The following is a 22,518-nucleotide window of genomic DNA, read 5'->3' on the forward strand; positions in this document are numbered from 1 at the left end:
ATGGGGGCGATCGAGCGGCGTATAAAGTTTGTTATGGCTAGTAATGTGATTCATCGTTATGCCCTCCCGTTCAACTGGTGGAACATGCTTAACAATGTGTAAGGCTTCACGTCTGAGACGATCTCACGAAATTCAATCGAGTTAACCAACCCCTGCATAACTTGTTGTTCTTGATGCAAAGAATTTCCATAATTGCTGGTTTTGTGGCCCATCAATCTGCAAACCCTCTCGTCAGACTCAGTTAGAGCTGCGATCTTATCTCTGAAGGTATGTCTAAATCCATGTAATGTAACGTGTTTTGGCTGATTAAGCTCTTTTCTGAAATTTCGGATAAACCATTCACTAGGTTTGGCAGAGTATCCATCCTGAATGACAGGAATGTTTGGAAACAAGCGAGCGTCACTACCTGTTTTTTCTTTCAAGTCATTGACGAATCTTAAGAAACCAAATCTGATTAGTTCATTGTGCAAGGGGATGTACCGTTTTGCATTAGGCGTTTTAAGCCATTGATCATCGTGTCGTTTATCAATTCGGATACACGGAACTTCACCAACTGTTTCAATATCATCAATGTACAGCTGAGCAATCTCTCCGGCACGCATCCCCGTAAATAGGCAAATCAAAGGTAAGAAGAAATGGTGTGGGTGCTGAACTTTGCTGGTCTTGATCCCAATATGATCAGTAAACAAAGGCTGACTGAATACCTTTTTGGCTTCGTCATCCGTAGCGGCAGGGCGATCATCTTTGTGATTTTTCTTTGGCTGGGGGATGCCCTTGCTTGGAAATGGGCTCGTGTTGATATGTTTTCTGTCTACAACCCAATCAAAGAACTGAGCGATTTTTCCTTGATGCCCGCTGGCGGTAACTAAGCTAATCGGTGAGCCGTCATTAGCTTCAATGAGTTCGCGTAGATTGGATTGCAGTAGCACCTCTTTTTTAAGCCCTAGCGGGAGTTTTGACAGGCTTTCGTAGAGTTCTCTCCCCATCGAACCCGTGATGGTGTGTACGTGAACATCGCCGAAAAAGCTGATAACTAGAGCCCTGTACCAGTCATATTTGTTTGTGGTTTTCCGTGAGTGTCCTCTGACTTTGTTTTCTTCGGCATATTTTTCGAAAAGTTCAGAAAGTGAAGGGCTTTCATTGATTTCACTGATGCCAATGGATAAAGGGGCTTCGGTGGAGAATGAATTGCTCAGGCGTGATTTGCGTCCGAGAATGATGTCTCTGGTATCACTTAAGGACTGAATTTTACCCAACGCAACCTCGCGGGCGATAAACTGAATATCAGAATCACTTAGAGATGCCCTGAGATGAGGCAACTTATCAAGGATGATGTCAGCTTCTGATTGGCGAGTATCTGGCCTGTTGTCTAACTTTACCCGCCTGCCCAAATCTTCTTGCAACATATCAATGACATGAAGAATATCGTCAACGTCTGTTCCTGTTCGTTCTGAGCGATCAAACCAGCGTTCTGTTTCTTCTGCTGTCCACTCCGCTATTTGGGCTTTAAGCGCTAAATCGATGGCATTCTTTTGTTGGTCATTCATAGTTTTGCTCTTCTGGCTGGGGGCCCCCAGCGAAGCGACCATTTTCATACAAAGTGTATGTGTGCGGAGGGCCAGAGTCTGAGCAAGAACAAGATCTGCTGTTTGTAGACTAAATCTGAATTCGGTAACACAGCCCTGCAACGTAATACGCTTTCTGAACCACCAGCGATGGTTTCGCTTGTAGAGGTAATGGGGGATATTGTTTGATGGCATATGGTACACTCCTGAGTCACAGTTGTGCCACACGCCCAAAGAAAAACGGCCTGAATCTCTAAGAGAATTAAGCCGTTAGGTTTGGTGGAGCTGGCGGGAGTTGAACCCGCGTTAATTGTTTTGCATCTTATTGTTATAAATAATATTTTTATGAAATATCTTCGCTGCGTATCCTTTGCAGCTCCTTTCATGTCCCACCACTGACCTGTTTGGGTTTGTATGTGCTGCCGTCATAGTCTTTCAGATATGATCCATAATGTCTGAAAAGCATCTCTGGGCCTTTATGTCCCATTTGAGCGGCAAGCCAGAAAAGATTAACTCCCTGGCTAATGTGTTTTGTTGCAAATGTGTGCCTTGTCTGATATGGGTTGCGATACCGAATTCCAGCCTTTCTCAGTGTAGGCACCCAGGCTTTTTTACGAATTGCATCTGCACCTGCCCAAGCCTCGCCTGTTTTAGGATCTTCAAATATCACGTTGCCTTTCATGAAAGTGAATGCCTTCTGATTTAATAGGGCCGACATAGCGTCAGTGTTCAGTTCGACTTTTCTGGTACCGGCTTTTGTCTTCGTTCCTTTTATTATTCCCACAACTTTTGCCGACTGGACATGTGCGGTTTTGCCAATAAAGTCGATATCTTGCCACCGAAGCGCACATAACTCGGAGCTTCTAAGTCCTGTATGTATCGCAAAAAGGAATAAATTTTCCCATTGCTTTTGTTTATTGCCTGCTGCTGACAGTAATGCAGTAACCTCGTTAGGAGATAGGGGGTCAACAATATATTCGCTATCATTTTCTATTCGTTCAGTTTGATACCGTGATGCTGTGACTAAATTCACAGGATTCATACTAATCAGGCAATCAGTAACTGCTTCATCTATGGCGCTTCGTAAAAATGACAGATTGTTCCTGATTGTTTTCAGAGCAGTTGATCGTTTTTGAATCCAAGTTTTTAATATTGCTGGTGTTAACTCTATAACGGGAATTTTATGTAATTCAGATAGAGCAGTTTTACATTTTTTATATCCATTAATTGTGGATGGTGATAAATTTCGGGTTTCACAGATTTTTAAATACTCATCTAAATAATCTTTTATTGTTCTACCTTTATTGACATTTCCGAATATTTTTAGACGTGATGAATTAGGGAAAAATTCAGCATAAATAAAAATATCCCGTTCAATTTTATTGTATATTTCGCCGAGTTTACGCTCGGCATATTTAATATTTTTGGGCGTCACTTCCAGATTTGAGAGGGGTTCTCGGCATTTAACCCCCTTATATGTAAAAGAGATATTTATAGTTTCACCAGAACGATGTTTCCTTACTGTAATGCCTCTGGGCAATTTGCTATACTGTTTTTCCTGGCCCACTTAGCTACCTCATTTAAATCAATCCAGCGTTCCTTAACACCTTCAACTTTCAGTACATGTACGCCATCAAGCCAAACACCGCGCTGAATGCGTTTATTAATTGCATCAACTGTTTCCCCTGTTGCATAGCAATAAGTGGATATGGGAACACATTCAATATTTACCATTTATTTACCTCACATGGTTTTGCCTCATCATTGATATAATGATCAGATCAACGGCAGCACAAACACGGGTAATATCACCTTGATTGCAAGATGTATTTTTGACACTGGCTGCTAATCTTCCCAATTTGATATCGAAGTTGGTTAATAACTGTTGTCCTGGTTGCCAGGGTTGCATGATGGTTCTCCGGTCAATGGATTTACCATCATGCTATTCATTGTGTTACCTGATTTCTGATTAAGCTTAATCAGTTTTGAGTGTGAATTATGGCCTCAATGGGTAAACACTCAAAAATTCCAGGGCCTTGCATCCCCATATCTGCTATGCAATTTTTTTCATCCTGGTAAATATGGCCGTAAGGAATGTACTGGCAGTTTATCGAAGAACATACAAGTAGAAACAGACCGTATATCATTTTCGGTCCCTCATTTTCTCGATAGCTTGAGAATTGGATACTGGAACTATTTTAACGTCAAATGGGAAATCATAGAGTACATTACAACTCCTATCGATAATGATGATCCCATTGCGACCATCAGGTAGCGTTAATTTAACAATTTCATTTTTGCTGTGTGAATGTCTTAACATTGGTCTGTCTCTTTTAATTTACCTTCAATTTCGCATTCTGCTGCATGTTTTTTATCTAATAGACACATGACGAGAAATACAAACGTAAATTCTACATGCTTGTCGGATTTATTTTTTGATATTATTCCCTTGTGTTAATTTAAGGTAATGTTAAATATCTAATGGAGGTAATGTTGATTATTTCCAGTTAATTCATTTTCCATTGAGGCCAGTAATTTATTTTTTAACTGAGCAATGATTTTCTTTTCTTCATCTGTAATATCTTGACTTTCTCCTGTTATCCATTCTACTTGGTATTTATTTAGGTTTTCATCAAATGAGATAATGATTTCTAATCGTGCAGCCATAAATCACTCCATATTATTTATTGTCCCAGTATTTGTGGGATGTAATGAATATTAACGTACTTGCAGGCTTCTCTGGCCGATTTCAATATGAGCTCCCGGTACATTGATACCGTTTTCAATAGCTTCTTTGATAGCTTTTTTGTCCGGGGCGGTAATTGTCTGCACATCAACTAACTCATCAGGTAATTTTGACTCATCATCAATGATGACATTCATAATACCTTTTCTGGCTGTGAACGTGTTTCTGGTAGTTCGTAGTGAATCCATGCCCGCTTTCAGTAAACAGTCCAGCGCATACTTTTTTAGGTTTTTTACTTGCCTTTCGAATGATTTTTTACGGTCAGTGAGTCGCTTAGACTCATCCGCAAGAATCTTGGCTTGGCCTTCTATATTGCGAACATGGATCATGATAGCGTCAAGTTTATCACCGATAGTACATTCGATACTTTCAAGTGTATCGGCGATATCTTCTGGCGAGAACTCGCCGGTTTCTACCAACTGTTGTAATTTTTCATAATCTGCTGCTAATGCAATTGCGGTTGTGGTCATTGGTTTGCCTCTTCTAATTGGGTTAAACATTCTTTCTCTATTTCATTCAAGCGACGCAGACGACCAGATAAGTACTTTTCATAATCCTTGTCTCCTTTGGCCTTGGAATTGCCTAAATGAATGCTTAATTCACGGATAAGGGTAGATGCTATGCCGCGAATTTCATTTTTGCTGACAGCGGTGCGCATAGTTTCTGTATTACGGGTGAACTTATCGTCTAGTTCCTTGCGTAATCTGACTAGATCCTCGGCCTTATCACTGGCGGCTTTGATTTCAAATTCAATATTATTGTCAGCCAGATATTCAGGGTTGTCATGCATACCCATAAATACATCAGCAGAAAATCCAAGCATCGATAACGCTTTCTTTATAGCATCGGTGAGTGATTTCTTGATGGCCTCTCCATCTGTTTTAATTCCATATTTGGTTCTGTACATGTATGGTGTCGCACCATAACTTTCAATTTCAGCACAAATGTCACATTCAACCAGATACCAAAAGAGAATTTTGATAGAGTGATTTTGTTCACATATTAATGTGCCGTCAGAATCACGTAAGAATCGGCTCCCAATTTGTTTATTTTTGTCGTCATAGATAGGTTCTGACATGGGTGCACCATTGATCAGTTTTTCTTCTGTGACATTACAGCCCCATCCATAGCCGAATGGTCCGAATAATTCTGTTGCCCGCATAAACATATAGTTACTGTTTATGCTTGTACCGTTGAACCCCATCCCCTCCAATGGTTTTGTAAAGTGAGGATCGGTACGTTGGACTGCCTTCCAGATACGGAGATTAGTTTGCTGTTCATCGCCTTGTGTCTTGATAGTTTCTTCCAGCAAATTGGCCCGATGTTGGAAGTTATCATCATTGGTGCTCAGGGTGGCGACAGGAGGCAATGAGGTGATTTCATTATCCGCCGTAATGTTGTCTTGTGCGGTCTCTTCTACTGCTTTGTCCTCTTCGATTTGCTTGGTTTTTCTGGTCTTGAGAGACTTGGCTTCGCTTTTTTTTTCTTTAACCTGTAGCGCCGCCTGTTGGGTTTCAACTTCATCTGGAGTGACATCTGTTATTGAGGCTTCTGATGTTGACACCGGATAATTGGAAACCTTGGGTTTCTCTTCTGGTAATTCAACGGGTATGTCGGTATCACTTAAAGTACAGTTTAAGAATTCCTTAATAGCGACGGCATCGGTCAGAAATTCAGGGTGGTGTTTACCTTCACGTACGACTCTGAAAAGCGTTTCCCGTGGAATGGACAGAGCGTCGGTTCTGATACGAAATGCGGTAGACCACTGACGCCATGCTTCATTGTTATTTTTTATCAGTTGCTTAGCTTCTTTCATACTGTGTGACATAATCGCCCAGCAATGAAAGTCACCGTCTAGTAATGCCAGTGCAATTTCCAGATCTAACGTGGCGTAAGTGTGATTAAAATCACGTGTAGTAATAGATGTGTTTTTCTTTGGTTCGAGCGTTCTAGCCTGCCATGTGGTGCCGTTGAACTCGTATTCAGTAGCAAATTTTTCATCAAATTTACCAATTGGTGGGCGAGGGAAGCCTTGTATATCTTTACAAATAATCGGTTTTGATGTGTTGAAGTTGCTCATATCGTCCGCGTACTCTTCCCCAAGGTAAACAATGGCCATAGCTTTAGCCATTTTTTCGGAATTGGCTTCGAGTGTAATTGCAAGTGGTACGGCTCCATTTTTTTGAGCTTTTTTTGTCGGCTCAAAGACACAGATATATGTGAACATTGGTCTTGCCTCTTTAATAAATTGCTTTTTTTGTCAATCTTATTGCTGCCTTAATCCCGGCTTTTGGCATTTTGACTTTTGGATATAATCCCTTGACAGCATTTGAATAAACCATTCCTGTCGTTGGGTAATATTCAACTCGCCTTTTGCCACCGATAATAGATATATGCATAGTTGCGTTTGTTGTATCGCTATTATTTTCATGCTCAATAGCAATTAAACCATTATCTAGGATTAAATTAATTACATCATTTATGTTTTTCATAAATACACCTGAGCCTTAATCAGGTATTTTTTCATCAGATTTAGACATTGGTTTTTCTTCAATGCATAACAATGATTGAATATGGCCCTCAAGTTCATAGGCTTTAGCATGAGCTTCCGCAAGAACTTTGTTTTGTTCTTTTTTTAGAGTATCAATTTGTGAATTTATAAAGTCTGGATGACTAATATTTGGATACGGGATTTCTATATCATGAATAGCGACAACTGTACCAAAGATCGATGCATTTCCGTGTTTACTTGCATCATGTGGTAAGACTGTGATGTTCATTTTTCGTGAAATATTATTTTCGATAGCGTGAACATAGAGCTTTACTTGTATTGTTTCTTGTTGTGCTTTCATAGCAACTCCTGATATATTGTTAGTGATCAATGATGGAAATCATTGGTCTTGCCTCTTCTAACGAGTTGGTCCTCGTTAGTAGAAACTCCCGGTTAGCTTTGGTCGGCGATCCGGGGTAGAAGAACCCGCCACTTCGGTGGGTTTTTTTACATCTGTTGATTCTTTGTTTTTCCCCATATTGGTATTAGTTGGTACGGATTGATCAACGATAAATACCATTCAGAGGTTATGGTTTTAACAAATGTTTCAAACAGACCGATGAATTGGCCTAATTTGATATTCTGCATATCATTACACATGAGAACTGTTGTTCGATTGGTTAATGTGCGGGTCTTTCCCCGCCGTCCGTTGATTCACGCAGTTTCTAAGAAACCCGGCAAGAAGAACCGTAACGCATCAACTGCCAGTGTTTTTGTACCATTCCCACCGCTGGCTGGGGAATCCTGGTGTTGGTTGATCTTTCCTGTTCCACTTTCTGGTAAATACAGTTGTTATATGTGGTAATCATGGCAGGTCACATTGAACCCTGCTCTTCTCCTCCCTCATGACAATTGAAACTGTAAATTCGGTTTTGAACACTTAACCTAAACGGCTGCTGTGCCGTGCTACTGATTAGCAAATCATCTACCTCTTCGTATGTCGGTAGCGACTACTCCGTGGGCGTCCTGCCTGTTTGCTGTTGAAATTGAGTTTAGTAATTGATAAACGAAAAGTAAAGTAAAAATTAAATAATAAGGAGGGCTTATCAAAGTGTTAAGTTTAACCATTTGATTTATTTTAATTTTTATATTTATTTCAAGGTGTGAACTGAATGAATTTTCCCTTGGTGATAGCACTGTGAAATAGGGTGGCTAAGATAGTTTTAGAGATTTGCTATGCATATAGCATGATAGTTTTTGGGTGTTGGCTGAAGGTTAATTAATTTTTGGATTGGGTGATTGAGGTTAACGGTTTATTCCGTAGGGTTCAGGGTAAGATGAAAATCTTGTTGATAAATAAGAAAAAAGTCGGATGGTGACTTTTTTCTATGCTTTCTTTTGCCTCTTTTTATGTAATAATTCTTCTAGTAAATTATCATAATGCCGTTTTTTATCTTCAAGATTTTTTATCAGATCATCGGCATCACTATCTGGCAGTTCGTCGAATAGGTCTAGAAGAACTTTTTGCTTAGGAGTCAATGTTACTTGTAGTGGACTTCCTAATTGGTGGGGGTTTGTATCGGCGTCTAAATAACCATCTGGCATTCGATAGTCTTGTTCTAAACGTCTTGCGGCTTTTTCGCCGAAAGATGCTTTACCATTCATAAGCTGTGACAAATAACTCTTCTCTTTTTCAGGAAGAGTTTTATCGGAAAACCAATCTCTTAGGCGTTGTTGCCTGATGTTCTTCATGCTCATTTTATTTATAAGAACCTATGTATCTAGGGATTTAACTATTTTTCCTACCAGTTAAATTGTGATTAGTATTCACTAAATAAGCAAATGCTTGACAAATGTTTAGTATTTATTAAACTTTCTGTATTTCTAAAAGGGATAGTTATGAAACTAAATGATTACATTTCTAATTTAAAGCGAGGTGAAGCCAAACTTCTTGCTGAGAAGCTTGGGGTATCCAGTTCCTATTTATCGCAAATGGCACATGGTTATGCTCCAGTTCCTCCCGCCAGATGTTTTGATATAGAAAATGCAACCAATGGAAAAGTGACAAGACAAGATCTTCGTCCCCATGACTGGCAGAAAATATGGCCTGAAATAAATGCTAACTGAGCCGTCAGTATAAAAACTGATTCTCAATAATCAATATTGCGACAGGAGACGTAAACAGTGGAACAAAACATCAACGCCCTGAAAGCCGAAGTTGAGGCGTGGGCGGCAGAGAAGGGGCAGGAGTATGTAGCAATAGAAATAAGCCGAATGTACTTCTTGCTTTGTGAAAGAGCGGTATCAGCCAAGTTGCATCCCATTGAAATAAATGGGAATGCTAATTGGAAAGCTATCAATAACAACAGGCAGCAAATTTTCAGGTGGTTGCGCAGTGATTCAAGGGCTGCACGAAGAAAAGTATCAGAGTTGTTACCCGCTATCCAATCAGCCCTTCCACTTGAACGCAAAGCCAGAGTTAACGGTGAAACAACTAATTATTTGATATCTGTTGCGATTCGTGAATTTACGGCGGTGATAATTGCAATCCTATTGGGAGGTTTAGGAGGTAATGACGTATCACAACAAATAACCGTTGCGATATCAGCACTGAATGCTTTGACAAACGTTTAAAAGAGGCAAGACCAATGCTTAGAACCATAGAAAAGATCACCTATTGTAATAAGTTTCGTCTGAATGGTGAGTTTGTAACTATAGAACAACTCTCAGAAATTTATGAAGAAGGATGTAGAGAAGCTGCGTTAAATATCTGGGAACAGTATGAACGGCAAAAGGCCAAATTGCTGGGGGAGTCTCTTACCTTTGAACGGTGTAAGTCAGTTTGCCGTCAGATTGCTAAAATACTTGGAGCTTGATTATGAGTATGTCATTGATGGTAAAAGCTATGAGTATCAAAGTTGGTAATCCACTTCGTAAATTGGTACTGATTAAGTTGGCTGATAACGCTAATGACCAGGGAGAGTGCTGGCCGTCAGTTGCTTACATTGCTGAACAATGCGAAATATCAGAACGTTCTGTTCAAAATCACATTAAGCAATTGGTAAAAGATGGCATTGTCTGTGTTACAGAACGGAAGACACAAAATGGACTGAATCAATCAAATGTCTATTTCCTGAATCTGGATAAATCCAGTCATGGCTATAGTGAAAATGTTGCACCATATGGTGCATCTCTTGCACCCAGTGGTGCAAATTCTGCGGGGGTTAGTGGTGCAGGAGATGCACCCAGAACCAGTCACCCTTTTGAACCAGTCACGGAACCTAAAACCCCCCTTACCCCCCGTAAGGGGAGACGGGAGAAATTAAAATTCGATCCCATCACGGCAAAGCCTAAAAACGTTAGCGATGAAGTATGGGCTGATTGGGTCACTTTTCGGCTAGAAATTAAAAAGCCGCTGACAGAAACCATGTGTAAGCAGCAAGAGAAAAAACTAGCAGATTGCACGAATCCTGATTCAGTGATTTGCACGTCAATTGCGAATGGGTGGCAAGGGTTGTTTCCTGAAAAGTCTCAAAACATCAAACCTAAATTTACTCAAAATACGCATACAGGCTATGAGGGTATAACCTACGAACCACAGGATTCTTATTGGTCAGAAAATATTGATTAGGGGGAGAAATGAACTCTAATAGCTTACTTGACAGTATCAACATTGCCCCACGTTTTGAACATGCCAGCTTTGAAAATTATCAGCCTATAAACAAAGCTGCTCAACATAATCTGAAGATCTGCCAAAGTTATGTTCAGACTTGGAAAGAACGCAAAGTTGCGGGTGAGGGGATCATCATGTGTGGCCGTCTTGGTACCGGGAAAACTCATCTGGCTGTTGCGACATGCCGTGAAATAGTCACTCAGAACGGTATCAGTGCGTTTATTACAACCGCATCACGTATTATCAGGGCATTTCGTCGTTCATGGAGTAATGATGCTGACACCAACGAGTTCGAGACACTGAGGTTTTACAGTGAGTTGGATTTGCTGATCATCGATGAGATTGGCGTTCAATACGGCACTGAATCAGAGCGAAATATCTTGTTTGAGGTGATTAATAACCGATATGAAGATTTATTACCAACGATCCTGATCAGTAATTTGCCAATGAATGACCTGCCGGTGTTTTTAGGGGACCGAGTATTAGATCGTGTGTTACAGGGTGGGGTAGTGTTGGCTTTTGACTGGGATAGTTACCGGAGGGGGCAGTAGTATGAATGAGCTCAATCTAGAGTCTGCGGTTATAAGCGGATTGTTGTCAGGTGGTGCAACGCAGGATGCTTATGATGTTTTTGCAACGTTGTCAGAAGAGGCGTTTAGTTCAAGTTTTTTGCGTCGTGTCTACGTTGAAATCAAAAAACAAGCGTTCAGTAGTTCCCTGATTGATCCGATATTCATCGCTGAGGCTATGAGTGGAGATGGTAATACATTAGCTAATATCCTGGAGTTGAGTAAGAGTCCTGTTTGGAATGCAAACCTGAAAGGCTATGCCAATAAAGTTAGTGAATATTGGTATGTTCGGCGGGTTACAGCAGTGATCAACGCTGGCCAACAGGCGTTACTGGAAACTAAAAATCATACTCAAGCACAACATGTTATAACGGGCTTTATGTCCACTATGGGGGAGCTAATACGAGATACTGGCAACCTGGCTCCCGTGCACATCAAGACATTGATTGAAGGGTACATTGACATACTGGGGAGGCGTAACTTAGGTGAGGATAGTCGCGGTATGATTATGACAGGTATTGAGCCATTTGACTCGTTGACGGGGGGATTTAACCCAACTGATTTAATTCTCATCGGTGGTCGTCCCGGAATGGGCAAAACAGAACTGGCACTTTGCATGATTGAGGGTATGACTAGGAATGGAGGGGCGGTATTGCTGTTTTCAATGGAAATGGCAGCACAACAAATTACAGAACGTATAGTTGCTGGTTCTGCCCAGTTGTCAGTTTCGAAATTGAGACGTGGTGAATTTTATGATGAAGATTGGGCTCGTATATCTAACGCAATAAGCGAGTTAATAGATCGCGATATTCATATTCTTGATGCTAGTGAATTAAGCGCTGAACAGATATGTGCTATCAGTGAAACGCATAAGCGCAGGTACCCGAATCTGAAAGGTATTTTTGTTGATTATCTTGGGTTGATAGAAAGGCCCAAAGCCGAGCGTAATGACCTTGCTATCGCTCAAATATCCAGGGCCCTCAAGGGACTAGCTAAGCGATTGCATACACCTGTTACAGCATTGAGTCAGTTATCAAGAGACGTTGATAAACGGCCTATACATCAGCGTCGTCCTGTTGCAGCGGATTTACGAGACTCAGGTAACCTAGAGCAAGATGCAGATCGAATTATTTTTACTTATCGTGATGTTGTTTATAACCCACTAAGTCCAGCCAGAAATTATGCCGAGATTATTTTGGATAAGAATCGTCACGGTGAAACCGGAACCATATTCCAGGAATTTAAAAACGGGCATTACTTACCAACTGATCAAATTGTTGCTGCTGAAATATGTCGTACACAGCAACAGGCTAAACAAAAAGAGCGCCGATACGCAGACAAAGCATTTTAACTAAAGACCAAAAGAGGCAGATCAAAATGACCATAAACAGTAAACTGATTTTATTAGATAATTTGGGTAGTTATGAATTATCCCGTTTTGGGTGCAGTGCTGAAAGCATCGTTATCTTACAAATTTAGACTTAAAAGCTAGTCGATTCAACGTAAACGCCAGCAGGATGCTGGCTTTACCAAAATTGCTGGCGGATAACTAGGAGCTGGAGATGCTGAAGCGCAATTGTACTCTTCGACGGCGGGAGAAAGCCTTTCTGTAGCTGAATATTGTTTTTCTAGTGAAGTGGCCTGATGGAACACACTGGGATGGTATAAGAGTTGAAGTTGTATTTGTAACGTACAAATTACATATCAAGTATATTGCTTGCGTTCAAAACGAAAAAAAAATACCATAAAATCTGCTTAACGCAATCAGGGTATCTAAATGAGCATTAACGACACACAAAGTGATATTACCGATTTGATAATAAACGCTTTCAGGCGTGATTTTTGGCTTAACGTACAAGATGCATTATATGCTAAGTATGCTGCAGCACAGGAAGTAACTGTAGGCAATATATTAAAACTTGGTGAACCGGAGCAACGTAGATTTAGGCCTCAGGCTAGGCACTATGGCCTTAATTCAGCATTGAGGGAGGCCGCAAGTCGCTCTGGTTATCTTTGTTACGATGCTGATACATCCCCGAAAGGGGAGCATTACATTATTATCGATTCAGAAGGTGTTAAAATTAGCCGTATTGGGTTAAATCACGATGAGCGCCATATAAGAGGTGCTAAACATCGTTCATTGATAGCCCAATTGAATGAAAAATTTGAAGGCTATACCCCAGATCTTTTTAGAGAAGAAGATAGTAAACATCATAATGACATTGATACGTTAGGTGTGTTGTTAATAAATATTAATCCACCATATCATGAATCTCAGGCTAGCATGATGGATTTAAGGATTGTGGTTCCTTTTACCAATATGAAAGGTTTTCACTATAATAAATCTGTAACGGAGCTTTTAGCCCTCTATACTGGAGAGAAGAAGATAGTCATTCCTGATATGGTTTTACCTAAGCTCAAGAAGCGCCTGAAGGATCAGGAAAAATAGAATAGGTGAGACATTATGAGAGTGGGAATTTCTGGTTTCCAATCTGAAAGGTTGACACAGATAAGAGAAGCGAGGGGATTATCGAAAATTAACCTTGGTAGGTTAGTAGATCGTTCGCCATCAACTATTACCAAATGGGAAAACGGTAATCATTCCCCCGATGCAGAAGTATTGCATAGCTTAAGTCAGATTCTTAATTGCCCGGTAAGTTGGTTCACAAAGCCTATTGTTAAGTACGAAAAAAAACCAGTATTCTTCCGAACACTTTCAACCACGGCAAAAGACTTATGTATCGCCTCAGAGCGATACATGGGGTGGTTTCAAGAGTTATCATGTAAGATGCAAGAATATCTTGATTATCCAGAGGTTAACATTCCTCATCTTAACGTAAAGGATTACAGAGCGATAGATGATCAATTGATTGAAAGAATGGCTTTTGAGTGTAGGAAAGCTTGGGGATTAGGTATTGCACCGATAGATGATCTATTACTGGTAATGGAGAATGCGGGGATAGTCTGTTCCAGATTTGAACAAGGTAGTTCTGTAATGGATGGCTATTCTCAATGGAATGATTTAGAGAATAGACCGTATGTGGTTTTAGCTAGTGATAAAGATAACTATTATCGTAGTCGATTTGATGCTGCTCATGAATTAGGTCATATAGTCTTACATCGATATATAAATAAATTTGATAATATCAATTTTAATCCAATAGAAGAGCAAGCACATAAGTTTGCGTCGAGTTTCATGCTGCCGGAAGAGTCATTTTCTGTAGAGCTTCCTCCATATCCTACATTACAGAATTTCATATCTCTAAAAAATCGCTGGGGGATGTCAGCACAATCTATGATCCTTAGAGCGAGAAATTTAGAATTAATATCTTCTCTGGAATATCAGAGGTTATATAAAAATATTTCTGCTAGAGGTTGGCGAAAAGGAGAGCCGCTTGATGATCTTAGAAAACCAGAGTCGGTTCGTTTGTTACCTAGGTGCTTAAATCTATTATTGGATTCTAGAACTTTTAGTAAAAAAACACTTCTTGAGGAATTTGGTTTCCCAAAAGGAGATTTAGAGGATTTATGTTCAGTTCCTAAGGGATTCTTGTCAGAATCACAGGTACTTGATTTCCAATCCAGAATACAATTGAAGAATAGTATTAATATATCTACTACACAACAAGATACAAACGTCGTCAATTTATTTAATAGAAAGTAAAATTGGGAATTAATACTAACACCTGTTATTCTGTTCGTATCGGCCTGAACATCTGATAACCTAAACAAAAGCTGCTGTGTCATAACTTTGAGGATAAGTAATGACGCAGCATAGTTTTATCAAAATTTCGAATGACACCCTGAGACCTGCGACTCCCGCAGCCAGGGAATACCTGCACTCCAAAGTGAAGTGGGGCGATGTGCTCTATGCGGATTTTAAGAAAGCACGTAACCCGCGTTTCCATCGTAAATATTTTGCCCTTCTGAATCTCGGCTATGAATACTGGGAACCTGCTGGGGGTACCATTTCCCCGGAAGAGAAAGCGCTTGTGCGTGGCTACGTACAATTTCTTGCACACTTCGCGGGCAGTGAAGATGTCTTACAATCCGCTGCGGATGAATATCTTGCTGGCATATCTAAAAACCGAGCCCAGAATATTACTGCCACTAAATCCTTTGATGTCTTTCGGCGCTGGGCAACAGTGGAATCAGGGCACTATGACATTTACGAAATGCCCAACGGCAGTCTGTACCGTGAACCTCGTTCAGTCAGTTTCGCCAAAATGGAAGAGATGGAATTTCAGGAGCTTTATAAAGATACATTAAACGTGCTTTGGAACTTTATTTTGTATCGCAATTTCTCGACCCGAAACGCCGCTGAACATGCAGCTTCTCAGTTGTCCGATTTTATGTAATGAGAGGCAGAGCCAATGGCTAAAAGTGAAAAACAGTGGCTTTCTAATGTGACATTACTGGGATGTATCTGTTGTCGGAATATGGGGTTGGGAGTAACACTTGCGGAAATTCATCATGTGAGAGCGGTACAAGATATGGCCCAAAGGGCTGCTCATTTCTCCATTCTGCTGCATCCTCGCTATCATCGAGCGTTTGCATCCCACGGGCTTTCATGCGGCACCGAAGACATGGCAAGCAATCCACAGTATGGCAACGGAACTATTGCCCCAAGTTAAAAGGGAAGTTGAAGAGGTACGGTTATGTCGGGTGTGATATTTTCAACGGATGGGCTGCAATTGACTCAGGCACAAGAAATTTGGTTGCAGGACTGGTTATCCAAGTTCGGTGCATGGGTGTATTCTGGCAGGCTTAATAAACGTCAGAGCAGTATGATTGCTGAGCTTATGGCGACGGTAGAGCTGAGAGGTTATCCAGAACGTCCGATATGCAATGATGATGACGGAATGTTAATCGCTAGGGTAGTAGACCATATTTACCACATTGATCGGGTTGCATTTGGGATGTTGCTTAGTCGATATGTTTATTGTGTATCTGATAGAGCAATTGCCAAACATTATCATGCAACGGTTCAGCCAAGAATTATGATCCGCAGAAATGGTATGTTGCGTAAGCGAAAGCCATCAATGTCAACTTGTCGGCGTGAGGTTGAGGAAATATTAAGAGCAACGGAATATTTGATTTATCAACCATTGCAATATGCCTTTATAAGACGGGAACAGGAAAGAAAATCAAGACTTTTGTCACGAACGTGTTGACATCTTTGAACTTATGAGCCACTATTTCAGTATATGTTGTGATAGTAGTATTCGTGACTGATAGCCTCGCCCAGTGCGGGGTTTTTTATTGCCTGAAATTCAGATAAGACTTGCTGTTGTCATTGGTCAGAGTTACATGTGTGTCTATGCACAATAACTGACCAAAGGTTTAAATTATCATGCTAAAACATGAAGATATGACAACAACAGCCTCATGTGTTTTAGAAACAGTACCAATGTATGACTGGGTTTCTATTCCCGATGTTTCAACTCTGACGGGGCTATCAACACCGCGTTGCCAATTACTTTTAACTCAATTTTGTCTGGCTGGCTTGATGGAAAGCCGGGACAACGACACCTTTTTCAAGCGTTGCCTTTGATGGGGTGACTTCTTAAGCGGTGAAATGGATGGCTGGTGGAGTTGACGACACCAGCCATTCGCCTGTTCTGTGCTAACCAGAGAGTAAGCTAGTATCGATTATGGAAAATATTGTGAATTTAAGTGGTATCACATTAATTAATGACGACTCTCTACGATTTATCAAAACGTTACCAGACAACTGCATAGACTTAATCGCCACCGATCCCCCCTATTTTCGGGTAAAAGAGTGTGGTTGGGACAGACAATGGGAGGATGTAACGGCTTATCTTGCGTGGCTGGATGAAGTACTGACTGAATTCTGGCGTGTGCTGAAACCCAACGGCAGTTTGTATATATTTTGTGGTTCGCGTTTGGCGTCTGATACGGAAATCCTTGTTCGTGAACGGTTCAATGTGCTTAACCACATTATCTGGGCAAAACCTTCTGGTCCGTGGCGCAGGCAGAATAAAGAAAGTTTAAGGGCTTATTTCCCTTCTACTGAACGGATCATATTTGCTGAACATTATCAGGGGCCTTATCAACCTAAAGGTGATGGGTATTTCCACAAATGCCGCGAACTTAAGCAATATGTCTTTAAACCGCTTGTGGACTACTTTCGCAATGCACGAAAGGCGTTGGGTGTCACAGCAAAAGAAATTAACGCTGCCACGGGAAAACAGATGGCCAGTCACTGGTTCAGTGATAGCCAGTGGCAATTACCCAATGAAGTGGATTACCAAAAACTGCGGATATTGTTCGCTCGAATAGCCAGAGAAAAACACCAGAACGGAGAATTAAACAGGCCATATCATGAGTTAGTAGAATCTCATCTTACTTTGTCACGCCAATATGAGGAATTGAGTCTGGAATATGGGCTGCTGCGCCGTCCGTTCTCGGTGACGGTAGATGTGCCTTATACTGATGTCTGGTCTTTTCCACCTGTTCAGTATTACCCAGGTAAACATCCTTGCGAAAAGCCGGCAGACTTGATGGCGCATATTATCCGATCCAGTAGTCGGGAAGGGGATTTGGTGGCGGACTTCTTTATGGGATCGGGCTCAACACTAAAAGCGGCCCTGAAGCTGAATCGTAGGGTCTTGGGTGTAGAATTGGAAGAAGAGTACTTTAACCAAACTAAGCGGGAAATTGGGGTAATAATATGAATAACTACCTCGTTGCGGTGGAGGGGTTATTTGAGTTTCTCTCATTAGTTATTATGGCCAAATAGTGAATTGTTGGATAGTATTTGGCGGATTTCATTGTCAGAAAGTGGTTGTAATCTCGGTGAACAGAGATTAACTTTTTGACTTGAAGTAATGCTCTTAGCGAGATCTATATAAGCTCTAAATTCAACTTGGCTGTGTCCACCTTCATTCATTTCCATCGGCTGAATAATCACATGATGGTTTGACAAAAAAAAGTTATACCAAGTATTTTTTCTCACTTTCTTTATTAATTTTTTAAGCAAAAACATTGCAGGTATCATTTGCCCTAGTAATAAACGAGATGTGGTAAAGGGAGTGTCGGGGGTACCAGAGACTTCTTTACCAGTGCTGACGTTGCGAACAACAATTTTATTAATATATAGTCGTATGTAAATTAAGCTCATAAAAATGTGTATGTCAGGTAATTCAAATTTGTTGCAAGTATACGTTCTTCTCTTAATGCAGTGAAGTCTGATGCTTATTGAGTCTTTTAAATCAATACAGGGCAAATCAGCCCAAGTAATTAAATTAACTAAATGATCACTCCATCAGTGGGATGGAATTATGCGTATGGACAAATACACCAGCCCCACTGCATACACTTGGGGCACATTTACAGCAATGCTTGGTGCTCTGTCGCTGAACGACTGGGCCATCATTATTGGCATTATCTGCACTGTTGGCACCTTTGGGGTCAACTGGTACTACAAGCATCGGGAGCTTAGCCGCAATGACAAAGACCAGTAAGTTAAGTGCTGCGGTTATCGGTCTGGTTCTCTCTGGTGCAGGTGCCACGGCGATATTGTCTCAGTTCTTGGACGAGAAAGAGGGTAACCGGCTATCAGCGTATCAAGATGCGGGGGGAGTCTGGACAATCTGCCGAGGTGTTACTCGGATTGATGGAACTCCCGCTCGTCAGGGGATGAGGTTAATGCCGAATCAGTGCCGTGACCTCAATGCACAAGAAGCAAAGCAGGCTATTGCATGGGTAAAACGCAATGTGCGGGTGCCATTAACTGAACCTCAGATAGCAGGTATTGCCAGCTTTTGCCCATATAACATTGGCCCATCGAAATGCTTCTCTTCCACATTCTATAGAAAGCTGAATGCCGGAGATAAGAAAGGCGCTTGTGCTGAGATAAAACGTTGGGTATTTGATAATGGTCGAGACTGTCGACAGACCAAAGGGCAGGCAAACGGCTGTTCTGGTCAAGTTGAGCGACGTGACCAGGAATCGGAATTAACTTGCTGGGGGCTGGATGAATAGACATTCGTTGGCCAGGATATTGTTTCTGTTTGGTTTTGTTCTTACTTTGATAGGTAAAGATGGATGGGGTTGGTTTCTGGGGTATTGTTGCTATGAAATTTAACTTTCATTACTACACGATACTAGCGTTGATCCTTATTTCATTGACAGCGTATTGTTATCACTCTGAGTTACAGAAAGAGCAACGTGTTACAAAGCAGCAGCAAGAAGACATTCAGCAACTCATAGACACTATCGACTATCAGAACTCTCACATCACGATGTTGAACGAGTTGGATGTGAAACATATGAAGGAACTTGCTAATGCTAAATCTGAAAATGATGCTCTGCGTGATGATGTTGCTGCCGGTCGTCGTCGGTTGCGCATCGCGGCAACCTGTAGTCAAAGTGAAGCAGGTTCCCCCTCCGGCGTGGTTAATGCAGCCAGCTCCAGATTGGAAGACCCCGCTATCAGGGATTATTTCACTCTCACCGAAAGGGTAACAATGATGCAGGCACAATTAGAGGGCTTGCAAGACTATGTTAGAACCCAGTGCCGATAATCATCTGAATAACTGATGTTTTTTTCTTGAATATATTGGCATTATTTATCAATATAAATTTATTATTCGGTTTTGAGTTAAATTGATGTATACTGTTTTTTTATACAGTTATGGTGAAGGGAGGTGGAAAATGTTTTTAAGCAAACTTGCTCGCTTTGCATTAACTGCAACTTCTGTGGCTCCTGTATGCATCACATTGGCTTATTTGGCTTTCATTCAAAAAAACTACATTATGCTTGGTGTGTATATAACTATAGGAGTGATTAGTGTCTTTCTCTGTATTATTATATTGAAATATTCTATTCATCATTCAGGTCGAACAAAAAAGAATATAAAAACAGCTACTCCAGCTAATAAAGAAGTAACTAATTACTTTTTAACATATTTATTTCCATTGCTTAGTGCGTCCGGGACATTTTTTGACTGGAAAATTGCTGCATTCTTTTACATTAGTTTGCTTGCTTATGTTTCTTTCTCTGAAGGTTATAGCTTTAATCCGTTATTATCATTCTTCGGTTATAAATTTTATGAAGCAGAGGACGAGACAGGTATTAGTTTTGTATTGATTACCAAAAGGGATTTATTTTTAGTGAATAACGACAGGTTAGATGTTATAAAGCTAACAGCTCACACATACATTGTTGTTTAATTCAAAAAGGAAATTACTTATGGAATTATTTGCTATAACCGACACTAGTAAAATTGTGAGAGTTGTCACAGACTCAGAGACGCAAAAATCTGTAAACACCTTGTTTAAAAAACAAAAAGAATATTTTGAAAATAATTATACGACATCTGTAGAATTTAGTGGTGGTTATATTACCAGTCCTGTGGAGTATTTTTGTATTGATAATTTTGATGATGTTATAGGTGTTCTTGATGCAATTCAGACGCCTACCTCCATTCAAGAGTGGAGTCCGCAGGAGATATCTATTTTTAATATAAAGGCTCTGTTTTCTGGTGAAATTACTTCATCTGAAACAGAAGATAATATAAAAGCTTATCTTCAATGTTTTGATAAAAGACAAATAATAGATAATAAAAAAACATTGTTTCATAGTGTACTTCAAGACAAAAATACCTTTAAGCTATCTGATTCTGATGGTTTGGTTATCGATAATAAGCTAACCGCAATACTTGAGGGTAATAAATTAAAATTTAAAAGTTTTCATATGTTGAGGCGAGTATTCGATGTTGATGGGTATTTTAAAGAGGCCACTGATGATGATTTAAGAGAGTTTTCTAATCATGATCATTTCCATATTTCAAATAATTTTGACCTTACAAGTCTTGCTGATACAGTAATAAGAAAGAAAGTATCATTAATAAATAAATCAAGAGTCTTAGAGAATTATACTGTGGATGCTTTATTAGCAGCAGCTAATGAAAATGGAGTGGTTTTTGATTTAGATATACACGAAGATAATGGCAAAAGGAAAATTGCAATGCCACAAGAGAAAAAACACATTAAGAGGCTATTGTGTTTTCTGGATGAAGATTATTTTACCTCGCAGATTACTCAAACATTATACAGGACAAACTCTAAGAAAAAGGTTAATCAATCTTAATGAATGGTTATTCCTCCGGTACATAATAGCCAGTAAATAACTCTAAAAACTCAACACCCCAATCCATCACATCTGTGGTGGTTTTTTATAGTGGAATATTTGCAACTAACTCTTGTGGCAGAAAAACAGATTAAACCATTTACTACTGTGTAACTTGCAAGCTTAGACATAAGTGCACTGAAGTTGTCAGCTTGCTGAGGTAGTTTTTTTAGTGAATCATCTATCTTTTCGATGGTTGATTTAAAACTCATTACAGACTCCTTGAGAGTGTTTTTGTTCATGGAAAGATAAAACTACCTATTTTTAACATGAAATAAGTTGAGACAAGTCACTTAATGAAATTAAAGCTAAGAATGATAATTTCATCTTTTAAACAGTTACGTTAATACCGATAATTCATGCTACTGCCTGTTCCTATCGCGTACTAGGCTGTGTCCCTTAATATCAATTAATAGTATTATTATCTGATTGATTTCGATGCAGGAACAAAATGGTGGCACGTTACGACATTTCTGATGATGCTTGGATATTGATAGAATCTTGTTTGCCCCCTGTACGTTCAGGGCAGGCAGGACGTCCACATGTTGAACACCGCAGTGTGATGAATGGGATGTTCTGGGTGTTATGTTCAGGTGCGCCGTGGCGCGATTTGCCTGAACGCTACGGTCCCTGGAAAACGGTTTATAACCGATTTAACCGTTGGTCAAAATCAGGCATTATCAATAAGATATTTAACCGATTACTGTCCATTCTGGATGAAAAATGCCTCATAGACTGGTCTGAAATTTGTCTGGATGGCAGCCATGTTCGTGCCAGTAAAGATGCTGCCGGGGCGAAAAAAAACATCCCGATATCGCTGACGATCATGCGTTGGGTCGCTCACGCGGTGGTTATGGCACCAAAATCCACCTGGCAACTGACGGAAAGGGCTTCCCACTCAACCTGATGTTGACGGCAGGCCAGGCCCATGAGAGTCAAACGGCTATTCCTTTGCTCGATGGCATTGGCGTCCAACGCAAGAATGGTTTTATGAAACGGCGTGGCAAAGCGGTGTTGGCAGATAAAGGCTATTCGGGAAGAAAACTCCGCGGTTACCTGCGCAAATTGAGAATAAAGAGCATTATTCCTTATAAAATCAATGAAAAAGGGAATAGTGATGGTCGTACACAATTTGATGAACAGGCTTATTGTGACCGTAATGTTGTCGAACGCTGTTTTGGTTTTTTGAAAGGTAATCGACGTATTGCAACACGCTATGAAAAAACAGCACGAAACTATCTGTCGATGGTGAAATTAGGCTGTATTCGACTCTTTTGCCGGAGATTATATAATTAAGGGACACTACCTAGTGATAATG

General features: G+C 40.4%; 31 protein-coding genes and 1 tRNA gene. 20 read left to right on the forward strand and 12 right to left on the reverse strand.

Annotation, left to right across the window (positions count from 1 at the left end):
- Positions 1-56: 56 nt before the first annotated feature.
- From EAE91_RS01310 to EAE91_RS01355, 10 genes are all read right to left on the reverse strand, one after another.
- Positions 57-1,760 carry a site-specific integrase gene (locus EAE91_RS01310; RefSeq protein WP_214086931.1) on the reverse strand — a complete coding sequence of 568 codons (1,704 nt, stop codon included), beginning with the start codon at positions 1,758-1,760 and terminating at the stop codon, positions 57-59.
- Positions 1,761-1,842: 82 nt separating this feature from the next.
- Positions 1,843-1,945, reverse strand: a tRNA-OTHER gene (locus tag EAE91_RS01315).
- Positions 1,946-1,947: 2 nt separating this feature from the next.
- Positions 1,948-3,132 (reverse strand): site-specific integrase, encoded by a 1,185-nt coding sequence (locus EAE91_RS01320; RefSeq protein WP_054480590.1) that lies wholly within the window; start codon positions 3,130-3,132, stop codon positions 1,948-1,950.
- A complete protein-coding gene (locus EAE91_RS01325; RefSeq protein ID WP_046975048.1) occupies positions 3,084-3,299 on the reverse strand; it encodes a hypothetical protein in 216 nt (71 codons plus the stop codon). Before EAE91_RS01325 ends, EAE91_RS01320 begins: the two co-directional genes overlap by 49 nt.
- Positions 3,300-3,303: 4 nt before the next feature.
- A complete protein-coding gene (locus EAE91_RS01330) occupies positions 3,304-3,474 on the reverse strand; it encodes a hypothetical protein (protein WP_011147665.1) in 171 nt (56 codons plus the stop codon).
- Positions 3,475-4,043: 569 nt separating this feature from the next.
- Complete coding sequence (locus EAE91_RS01335) at positions 4,044-4,232, reverse strand: hypothetical protein (protein WP_011147664.1); 189 nt, start codon at positions 4,230-4,232, stop codon at positions 4,044-4,046.
- Positions 4,233-4,283: 51 nt separating this feature from the next.
- The gene (locus tag EAE91_RS01340) at positions 4,284-4,781 is read right to left on the reverse strand and encodes a siphovirus Gp157 family protein (RefSeq protein WP_011147663.1); all 498 of its coding nucleotides are present in this window, start codon (positions 4,779-4,781) and stop codon (positions 4,284-4,286) included.
- The gene (locus tag EAE91_RS01345) at positions 4,778-6,430 is read right to left on the reverse strand and encodes a hypothetical protein (protein ID WP_312148887.1); all 1,653 of its coding nucleotides are present in this window, start codon (positions 6,428-6,430) and stop codon (positions 4,778-4,780) included. The genes EAE91_RS01340 and EAE91_RS01345 overlap by 4 nt, the downstream gene beginning before the upstream one ends.
- Positions 6,431-6,551: 121 nt before the next feature.
- Entirely contained in the window at positions 6,552-6,803 is a 252-nt protein-coding gene (locus tag EAE91_RS01350) for a hypothetical protein (protein WP_214086933.1), read from the reverse strand.
- 15 nt (positions 6,804-6,818) lie between these two features.
- A complete protein-coding gene (locus EAE91_RS01355; RefSeq protein WP_214086934.1) occupies positions 6,819-7,163 on the reverse strand; it encodes a hypothetical protein in 345 nt (114 codons plus the stop codon).
- Between the two features lie 297 nt (positions 7,164-7,460).
- Between EAE91_RS01355 and EAE91_RS01360 the strand changes: the two genes are divergently transcribed.
- Complete coding sequence (locus tag EAE91_RS01360; protein ID WP_214086935.1) at positions 7,461-7,667, forward strand: hypothetical protein; 207 nt, start codon at positions 7,461-7,463, stop codon at positions 7,665-7,667.
- A 521-nt stretch (positions 7,668-8,188) separates the two neighbouring features.
- Here EAE91_RS01360 and EAE91_RS23995 read toward each other — a convergent pair.
- Complete coding sequence (locus tag EAE91_RS23995) at positions 8,189-8,560, reverse strand: hypothetical protein (RefSeq protein ID WP_244868589.1); 372 nt, start codon at positions 8,558-8,560, stop codon at positions 8,189-8,191.
- Between the two features lie 141 nt (positions 8,561-8,701).
- Between EAE91_RS23995 and EAE91_RS01370 the strand changes: the two genes are divergently transcribed.
- From EAE91_RS01370 to EAE91_RS01430, 13 genes are all read left to right on the forward strand, one after another.
- Positions 8,702-8,929 (forward strand): transcriptional regulator, encoded by a 228-nt coding sequence (locus EAE91_RS01370; RefSeq protein ID WP_041380257.1) that lies wholly within the window; start codon positions 8,702-8,704, stop codon positions 8,927-8,929.
- 57 nt (positions 8,930-8,986) lie between these two features.
- Positions 8,987-9,436: a toxin YdaT family protein gene (locus EAE91_RS01375; RefSeq protein WP_214086936.1), complete on the forward strand. Its 450-nt coding sequence runs from the start codon at positions 8,987-8,989 to the stop codon at positions 9,434-9,436.
- Positions 9,437-9,450: 14 nt separating this feature from the next.
- Positions 9,451-9,678, forward strand: coding sequence for a hypothetical protein (locus EAE91_RS01380; RefSeq protein WP_214086937.1), 228 nt, complete (start codon positions 9,451-9,453; stop codon positions 9,676-9,678).
- A 2-nt stretch (positions 9,679-9,680) separates the two neighbouring features.
- Positions 9,681-10,433 (forward strand): helix-turn-helix domain-containing protein, encoded by a 753-nt coding sequence (locus EAE91_RS01385; protein ID WP_214086938.1) that lies wholly within the window; start codon positions 9,681-9,683, stop codon positions 10,431-10,433.
- A gap of 8 nt (positions 10,434-10,441) precedes the next feature.
- On the forward strand, positions 10,442-11,026 hold the full coding sequence (locus EAE91_RS01390; RefSeq protein ID WP_011147653.1) for an ATP-binding protein: 585 nt from the start codon (positions 10,442-10,444) through the stop codon (positions 11,024-11,026).
- 1 nt (position 11,027) lies between these two features.
- Positions 11,028-12,395 carry a replicative DNA helicase gene (locus EAE91_RS01395; protein ID WP_214086939.1) on the forward strand — a complete coding sequence of 456 codons (1,368 nt, stop codon included), beginning with the start codon at positions 11,028-11,030 and terminating at the stop codon, positions 12,393-12,395.
- Between the two features lie 426 nt (positions 12,396-12,821).
- On the forward strand, positions 12,822-13,493 hold the full coding sequence (locus EAE91_RS01400; RefSeq protein WP_046975052.1) for a hypothetical protein: 672 nt from the start codon (positions 12,822-12,824) through the stop codon (positions 13,491-13,493).
- Positions 13,494-13,508: 15 nt separating this feature from the next.
- On the forward strand, positions 13,509-14,708 hold the full coding sequence (locus EAE91_RS01405; RefSeq protein WP_046975053.1) for a helix-turn-helix domain-containing protein: 1,200 nt from the start codon (positions 13,509-13,511) through the stop codon (positions 14,706-14,708).
- A 100-nt stretch (positions 14,709-14,808) separates the two neighbouring features.
- Entirely contained in the window at positions 14,809-15,402 is a 594-nt protein-coding gene (locus EAE91_RS01410) for a DUF1367 family protein (RefSeq protein WP_214086940.1), read from the forward strand.
- Positions 15,403-15,417: 15 nt separating this feature from the next.
- On the forward strand, positions 15,418-15,678 hold the full coding sequence (locus EAE91_RS01415; protein WP_312148875.1) for a hypothetical protein: 261 nt from the start codon (positions 15,418-15,420) through the stop codon (positions 15,676-15,678).
- A 24-nt stretch (positions 15,679-15,702) separates the two neighbouring features.
- Complete coding sequence (locus tag EAE91_RS01420; protein ID WP_214086941.1) at positions 15,703-16,218, forward strand: antiterminator Q family protein; 516 nt, start codon at positions 15,703-15,705, stop codon at positions 16,216-16,218.
- A 179-nt stretch (positions 16,219-16,397) separates the two neighbouring features.
- Positions 16,398-16,598, forward strand: a complete 201-nt coding sequence (locus EAE91_RS01425) for a hypothetical protein (RefSeq protein WP_011147645.1) — start codon at positions 16,398-16,400, stop codon at positions 16,596-16,598.
- A 100-nt stretch (positions 16,599-16,698) separates the two neighbouring features.
- A complete protein-coding gene (locus EAE91_RS01430) occupies positions 16,699-17,742 on the forward strand; it encodes a DNA-methyltransferase (RefSeq protein ID WP_214086942.1) in 1,044 nt (347 codons plus the stop codon).
- Positions 17,743-17,786: 44 nt separating this feature from the next.
- Here the strand turns inward: EAE91_RS01430 and EAE91_RS01435 are convergent, their stop codons facing one another.
- Positions 17,787-18,188, reverse strand: coding sequence for a YjaA family stress response protein (locus EAE91_RS01435; protein WP_046397427.1), 402 nt, complete (start codon positions 18,186-18,188; stop codon positions 17,787-17,789).
- A 160-nt stretch (positions 18,189-18,348) separates the two neighbouring features.
- On the opposite strand from EAE91_RS01435, the gene EAE91_RS01440 reads away from it, so the two are divergent.
- From EAE91_RS01440 to EAE91_RS01465, 6 genes are all read left to right on the forward strand, one after another.
- Positions 18,349-18,531, forward strand: a complete 183-nt coding sequence (locus EAE91_RS01440) for a phage holin family protein (RefSeq protein ID WP_011147597.1) — start codon at positions 18,349-18,351, stop codon at positions 18,529-18,531.
- Entirely contained in the window at positions 18,515-19,051 is a 537-nt protein-coding gene (locus tag EAE91_RS01445) for a lysozyme (protein WP_214086943.1), read from the forward strand. Before EAE91_RS01440 ends, EAE91_RS01445 begins: the two co-directional genes overlap by 17 nt.
- 92 nt (positions 19,052-19,143) lie before the next feature.
- Positions 19,144-19,593 (forward strand): lysis protein, encoded by a 450-nt coding sequence (locus EAE91_RS01450; RefSeq protein ID WP_214086944.1) that lies wholly within the window; start codon positions 19,144-19,146, stop codon positions 19,591-19,593.
- A gap of 130 nt (positions 19,594-19,723) precedes the next feature.
- Positions 19,724-20,242 carry a hypothetical protein gene (locus tag EAE91_RS01455; protein ID WP_214086945.1) on the forward strand — a complete coding sequence of 173 codons (519 nt, stop codon included), beginning with the start codon at positions 19,724-19,726 and terminating at the stop codon, positions 20,240-20,242.
- Positions 20,243-20,261: 19 nt separating this feature from the next.
- Positions 20,262-21,161, forward strand: coding sequence for a Kiwa anti-phage protein KwaB-like domain-containing protein (locus EAE91_RS01460; RefSeq protein WP_214086946.1), 900 nt, complete (start codon positions 20,262-20,264; stop codon positions 21,159-21,161).
- 493 nt (positions 21,162-21,654) lie between these two features.
- Positions 21,655-22,496 (forward strand): IS5 family transposase gene (locus tag EAE91_RS01465; protein WP_149617651.1). Its coding sequence is split into 2 segments (ribosomal slippage): positions 21,655-21,997 and positions 21,997-22,496, totalling 843 coding nucleotides; the frame shifts between segments, so codons are not numbered across the junction.
- The last annotated feature ends 22 nt before the right edge of the window (positions 22,497-22,518 follow it).

Origin of the sequence: Photorhabdus noenieputensis (genome assembly GCF_018448935.1) — a bacterium.
Classification (GTDB): Bacteria; Pseudomonadota; Gammaproteobacteria; order Enterobacterales; family Enterobacteriaceae; genus Photorhabdus; species Photorhabdus noenieputensis.